Origin of the sequence: Micromonospora sp. MP36, assembly GCF_008119785.1 — a bacterium.
Classification (GTDB): Bacteria; Actinomycetota; Actinomycetes; order Mycobacteriales; family Micromonosporaceae; genus Micromonospora.
Genome location: NZ_VSFA01000209.1, coordinates 1 through 4,750 on the forward strand (window position 1 = coordinate 1; position 4,750 = coordinate 4,750).

At 67.5% G+C, this 4,750-nt stretch carries 5 protein-coding genes and 1 pseudogene; 4 read left to right on the top strand and 2 right to left on the bottom strand.

Annotation, left to right across the window (positions count from 1 at the left end):
• Positions 1–283: 283 nt before the first annotated feature.
• The gene (locus tag FXF52_RS40325; RefSeq protein ID WP_148804903.1) at positions 284–553 is read left to right on the top strand and encodes a hypothetical protein; all 270 of its coding nucleotides are present in this window, start codon (positions 284–286) and stop codon (positions 551–553) included.
• A gap of 190 nt (positions 554–743) precedes the next feature.
• On the opposite strand, the gene FXF52_RS40330 is transcribed toward FXF52_RS40325, so the two are convergent.
• On the bottom strand, positions 744–995 hold the full coding sequence (locus tag FXF52_RS40330; protein ID WP_111211926.1) for a GntR family transcriptional regulator: 252 nt from the start codon (positions 993–995) through the stop codon (positions 744–746).
• Positions 996–1,391: 396 nt separating this feature from the next.
• Between FXF52_RS40330 and FXF52_RS43745 the strand changes: the two genes are divergently transcribed.
• Positions 1,392–1,571 carry a hypothetical protein gene (locus FXF52_RS43745; RefSeq protein WP_148804905.1) on the top strand — a complete coding sequence of 60 codons (180 nt, stop codon included), beginning with the start codon at positions 1,392–1,394 and terminating at the stop codon, positions 1,569–1,571.
• Entirely contained in the window at positions 1,568–1,876 is a 309-nt protein-coding gene (locus FXF52_RS40345; RefSeq protein WP_148804906.1) for a hypothetical protein, read from the top strand. The genes FXF52_RS43745 and FXF52_RS40345 overlap by 4 nt, the downstream gene beginning before the upstream one ends.
• A gap of 159 nt (positions 1,877–2,035) precedes the next feature.
• Here FXF52_RS40345 and FXF52_RS40350 read toward each other — a convergent pair whose 3' ends face one another.
• Entirely contained in the window at positions 2,036–3,232 is a 1,197-nt protein-coding gene (locus tag FXF52_RS40350; RefSeq protein ID WP_148804907.1) for a site-specific integrase, read from the bottom strand.
• Between the two features lie 670 nt (positions 3,233–3,902).
• Between FXF52_RS40350 and FXF52_RS40355 the strand changes: the two are divergent.
• A pseudogene (locus tag FXF52_RS40355) lies at positions 3,903–4,750 on the top strand (hypothetical protein); the annotation flags it as partial.

A 4,750-nucleotide genomic window follows, 5' to 3' on the forward strand; every position in this document is an offset into this window, starting at 1 on the left:
ACGATCGGGGTGCACGCGGCCGGACACCAGTGGGCGACGGCGGACGCGACTGCCAGCGTCTGGCGCGGAGGGATGCAGGTAGATGCCGCCTGCTTGTCGTCTGGGAGTCAAGGAGTCTGCCGGGGCACACACGGGGCACAAGACACTGTGAAACGTCGGCAACCAGCCATCAACGACGTGAGCCCAGGAGAGGGCATGACCAGTGCGCTGACCAGGTTGCCGCAGGTCACGGGAGAGGCAGCCTAAGTTCCGCTTCAACGTCTGAACGCCGTAGCATGCGCGCGTGTCAGATGACCCGGTCTTCACGGCAGTGCTCGACAGCTTGCTTGAGTGCCTGGCGTTCTTCGAGCTGTGCGACGACGAGACACTCCACCCGGACATTGCCGTGCAGCAGCTCGACGATGCAGCGTCACGCCTGGGCGGGCTAGAACCTGCCGATCGGGCGCGTCTAGCCGCCGCCATCGCAGCCAGAGCGGAGAACTTCCAACCGCCCTACCGCCAGTTCGTCGAAGACGCGCCGGAGGCGTTCGGTCTCCTGGACGAGGACGACTGACCGAGCACCGCAGCCTGAGCTGTCGACAGCAACGGTGACAGCAACCGGCCGGGACGAGGGCAGCCCCCAGGCGCCGGACGCGGACAGTCGCCCGAGGTCCCGAACGCAGATGGATCCAGCCGGACGGAGCGCCCAGAACTTACAAACGAGGGGTCACGTCCTGCCTGAGGCCAGCTGGCTTCCAGGGGATCTACTCAGCGACGAAAACGCCCACGCCGGGAAGTGTCTCGGTCATCCCCTTGATCCGTAGCACCTGCATGGCGCGGTCGATGACCGGCTCGGTGACCCCGTAGTGCTCGATCAACTCTCGTCGGCTGGGCAGCTTGGAGCCCGGTGGAAACTCGCCGGATGCGATGCGTTCGGCGAGGTCGTCGGCGATCTGCTCGTAGCGGTAACGCGGTGGCACGGTGTTTCCCCTCGGTTGGCAACACGAGTAGACCACCTACGTCAGCCCTTGACTACCCAACGGTACCTATGGTAGGTTGCCGGGGAGGTCGATTCCCCCGGTTGGCGCTGTGGGCCGTCCTCGCCGGCGTGGATGTCCGGCGCATCCCCCGCGATCGGGCATCCACGCCTCCGATAGCTGCGGCACGAGGAGGTGGCAATGCTCCCTTCACCTTCGCCGGCACGACAGTTCAGGGTCGAGTGATGCGCCGATGAGGCGAGTCTCCTACGACGAGTACGTCCTGGCGGTCGCGCTGACCCTCGCGCGGCGGCATCGGCCGGTCTGGTGTTGGCGACGGTGGCGGCGGGTTTGCCGGTGCGGAGCCGATCTGCCGTGCGGCGCCCGGCACCGGATACCGATCAATCGTGGCCACTGGCCGCAGGAGGGTGAGCAGTGAACGACAGGCAGGATCAGCTAATCCTCGCGGTTCACGTCCGAGGGCTCGACGGCATGTGCGCCGGCTGTCGCGCCTGGTGGTCGCGGCTGACGCCGTACCCGTGCTGGCAGGTGGACTGGGCGACCAGCCGGGAGGCCCGGACGGTCACCGCCCGGTTCCTTGAGGGTGTGCGGTGACCACCCACGGCCCGGTCATGCCGATCTGGAGCTGTGGAGGCTGCGACCTGCCCTGGCCCTGCCCCACCCGCAAACGCGAGCTGCGGGCGGAGTACGCGGACGCGCCGGTGTCGCTGACCCTCTACCTCGGCAGCTATCTCGTCCAGGCCACCGAGGACATGCCCTGGACACCGGCTGGCGTGCTGCACCGCCGCTTCCTCGGCTGGACCAGGCAGGCCGACCGGCCCACGCCAGCAGTACAGCAGCGAAGTACAGCAACCGTGCCAGCCGGACCAGGCCGAGAAGCGCGCCCGCAGGCCGTTTGACCTCGCATCAAGCCCGATCCGACCCGCTCGCCGAGAGTTCACACCGAAGAGGTCACTGGTTCGATCCCAGTATCGCCCACCACGAATAAGCAGCAGAGGCACCCTCTTTTGAGGGTGCCTCTTTTGCTGACTGTATCGACGGGCATGGTCATGAGTCAGCTATGAGTCAGCGAACGCGTCGCGGATGCGTTGATCTCGTCCGTCCGACCGGTGGGTGTAGAGGTTGAGCGTGGTCGACGGCTTCTCGTGGCCCATCACGGCCTGGACGTCGTTGACCGGGACGCCGCGCGACACCAGCTCGGTCGCGTACGAGTGTCGCAGGTCGTGGAAGCGGAGCCCGCCCGGCGCCATCTTCGCCACGTGCGCGACGGCTTCCCGCTCGGTGGTGAACTCCGCAGTCCACTTGACGCCTTCTGTGTCGACCCAGGCTGCCCGCCACTTGAAGTGGCCCAGGCGGCTCACGTCCCCGAGTAGCCCGGCGCGGACCAGCGACGGGCGCCAGACGCGAGCCCGGAACAGGGTGCGACGCAACGGACCGGCAGACGAGTTGGTGAATACCTCACCGCGAGGGCCGGCCGAGAAAGCCTCACGGTGCGCCGCCAGCAGGTCAGCCGCGAAATCCGGCACCGGGACGGTACGGCGGCCTGCCCGTGACTTCGGGTAAGGCTTGATCGTGACGGTGCCCGCCACCTCGACGGCGACCCGGACGACCTCGACCGTCTTCGTGGCCAGGTCGAGCGATTCCCAGCGGAGCCCCGTGCACTCGCCCCACCGCAGGCCGGTACCGCCGGCCAACGCGACCAGGGCGCGGTAGCGGTCCGGGACCGCCGGTAGGAGACGGCCGATCAGGTCAGCGCGGGCCAGGACATGTCCATCGGTGTCCTTCTTCCGCCGGGATGGCACCTTCACGCCCTCGCACGGGTTGACGCCGATGAGCCGATCACGGACAGCAGCCCGAAGGATTGCCGACAGCAGCCGGAAGCACTCAGCCACCGTGGCAGGCGACCGCCGGGTGCCGAGTTCCGTCACCCACGATTGCACCGCCAGATGATCGATCCGCAACAGCGGCACATCCGACCAGCGCGGAAGCACGTGCGTCCGAAGGATCGAGGCATCCCGCGCCCTGGTGGTCAGCTCATCGTTGCGCGATTCCCTCCACCGCTCCGCGTACTTCCCGAACAGCAGCCGACCGGCGTGCGGATCGACATAGCCGCCGCGGGCGATAGCCGCCTCCGTCTCGGCCAGAAAGGACGCCGCCTGCCGGCGCGTCGGAAACGTCTTGGCCTTCTGGCGCCCAGTGGCATCGCGCCAGTTGGCCCGGAACGTTCCGGCTGGGGTCTTCACGATGTGTCCCATCAGGCCCAGCCCTCCGCGTCGTCAGTGGCCGGTTCAGTGCATTCGTCAAGGCGCTCCGCGCGGCGCGGGCCAGGGCGCGGCAACCGGCTCCTGCGGAGCCGCCGCCCCCGGCCGCCTACGGCGCCGGGGCGGAAAGTCAGCCGGCCCGAACCCCACGCCCCGCCCCGCGCGTCACCCCTGGCTCAGTGAGGTGACCCGGTGACGAGCCCCGGAGATGACCAGGGCCAGGCGGACACGCTCTCACCCATACTCAACAGTCCAGCGGCACCACGAGAGCCGGAGGCCACACGGCTGGACGGAGTTGCCGAACGGTCCGTTCGGGCCGCTGAAGCCCGAGGGAGGGAAGGGGTGGAGGTGGTGAGGGGTGAGGGAGAGGGCCGGGTTAGAGCTGTGCCTCCGGCGGGGGCCAGACGACTCCAGGATGGAGTTGCCGAACGGTTCCGGTGGCTGGGTGGTTGGGGTGGGATGCTATCCCGCCAGCCGCCGACCCAGGCAAGCCGAGCAGGCCAGGGCCAGGGCGACAAGGTCGTACGTCCAGTAGGGCGCTCCACCTTGTCGCCCTGGCCCTGGCCCGCTCCACCGTGGTGTGGGTCGGCGGCAGACGGGATGGCATTGGGACGCACATGGCTGTTGACTTGACGCTGGTCCTTGGTCGTGCTGATGTTCCTTGATGGCGAAGGCGCGTGTATGGGGATGGCCAGCGCTGGCAGGTCTGGGCACCGTCTTGGTGGCGTTGACTGTTGGTCCGGTTCTCTTGGGCAAGCTTCATACACATTGGCCGGTCTGGGTGGTCGCAGGCCTCGGCGGAACCGCCGTCGTGGCGACGATGGTCGTTAAGCCGTTGGTGCAGGCGCATGTCAAGACGCTTACCGATGGGGTGGAGGCGGAGGGGCAGCGCCGTCAGCGGCAGGCTGAGGTGATAGAGCGGGTGGCTGGCTCAAGTCACCGGCTTCCGCTGGTACATGACGTGGTTTCGCGCGCGGCGTTGGGGATTCACCCGGCGATCCCGCTTCCACCGGACGCAGATTCGAACTTGTCGGCGGAGCTGCCGTCGTATGTGCCTCGGGATAACGATGCCGACGTGCAGGCGGCAGTGACTCGAATGGCGACCACCGGCGGGTTTCTGCTTCTGGTTAGGGCGCCGGCCTCAGGGAAGACGCGTGCTGCGGCTGAGGCGATCCGGAAGCTGCCGCAGGGGTGGCGGATGTACTTGCGCTCGGGTAGCAGCAGCTTGCAGGCGCTGGTGGATGAGGGGGTGTCGCTGCGGCGCACGGTGGTGTGGCTGGATGACATTCATGAGCTGCTGGATGTAGCCGAGTCAGGTGACAGCACAGGGCCGCAAATTACTTCACAGTTGGTGCGGCGGTTGCTGTTGCCCGATGTGGGTCCGGTGATTGTGATCGGGACGACCTGGCCGAGAAAGCGTGACCAGTATCAGAAGGTGGCTGATGAGGGCCAGCCGGACCTGTGGGCCGACGCGCGGCGTCTGCTGAACATGGCAGATCAGATCAACCTCGA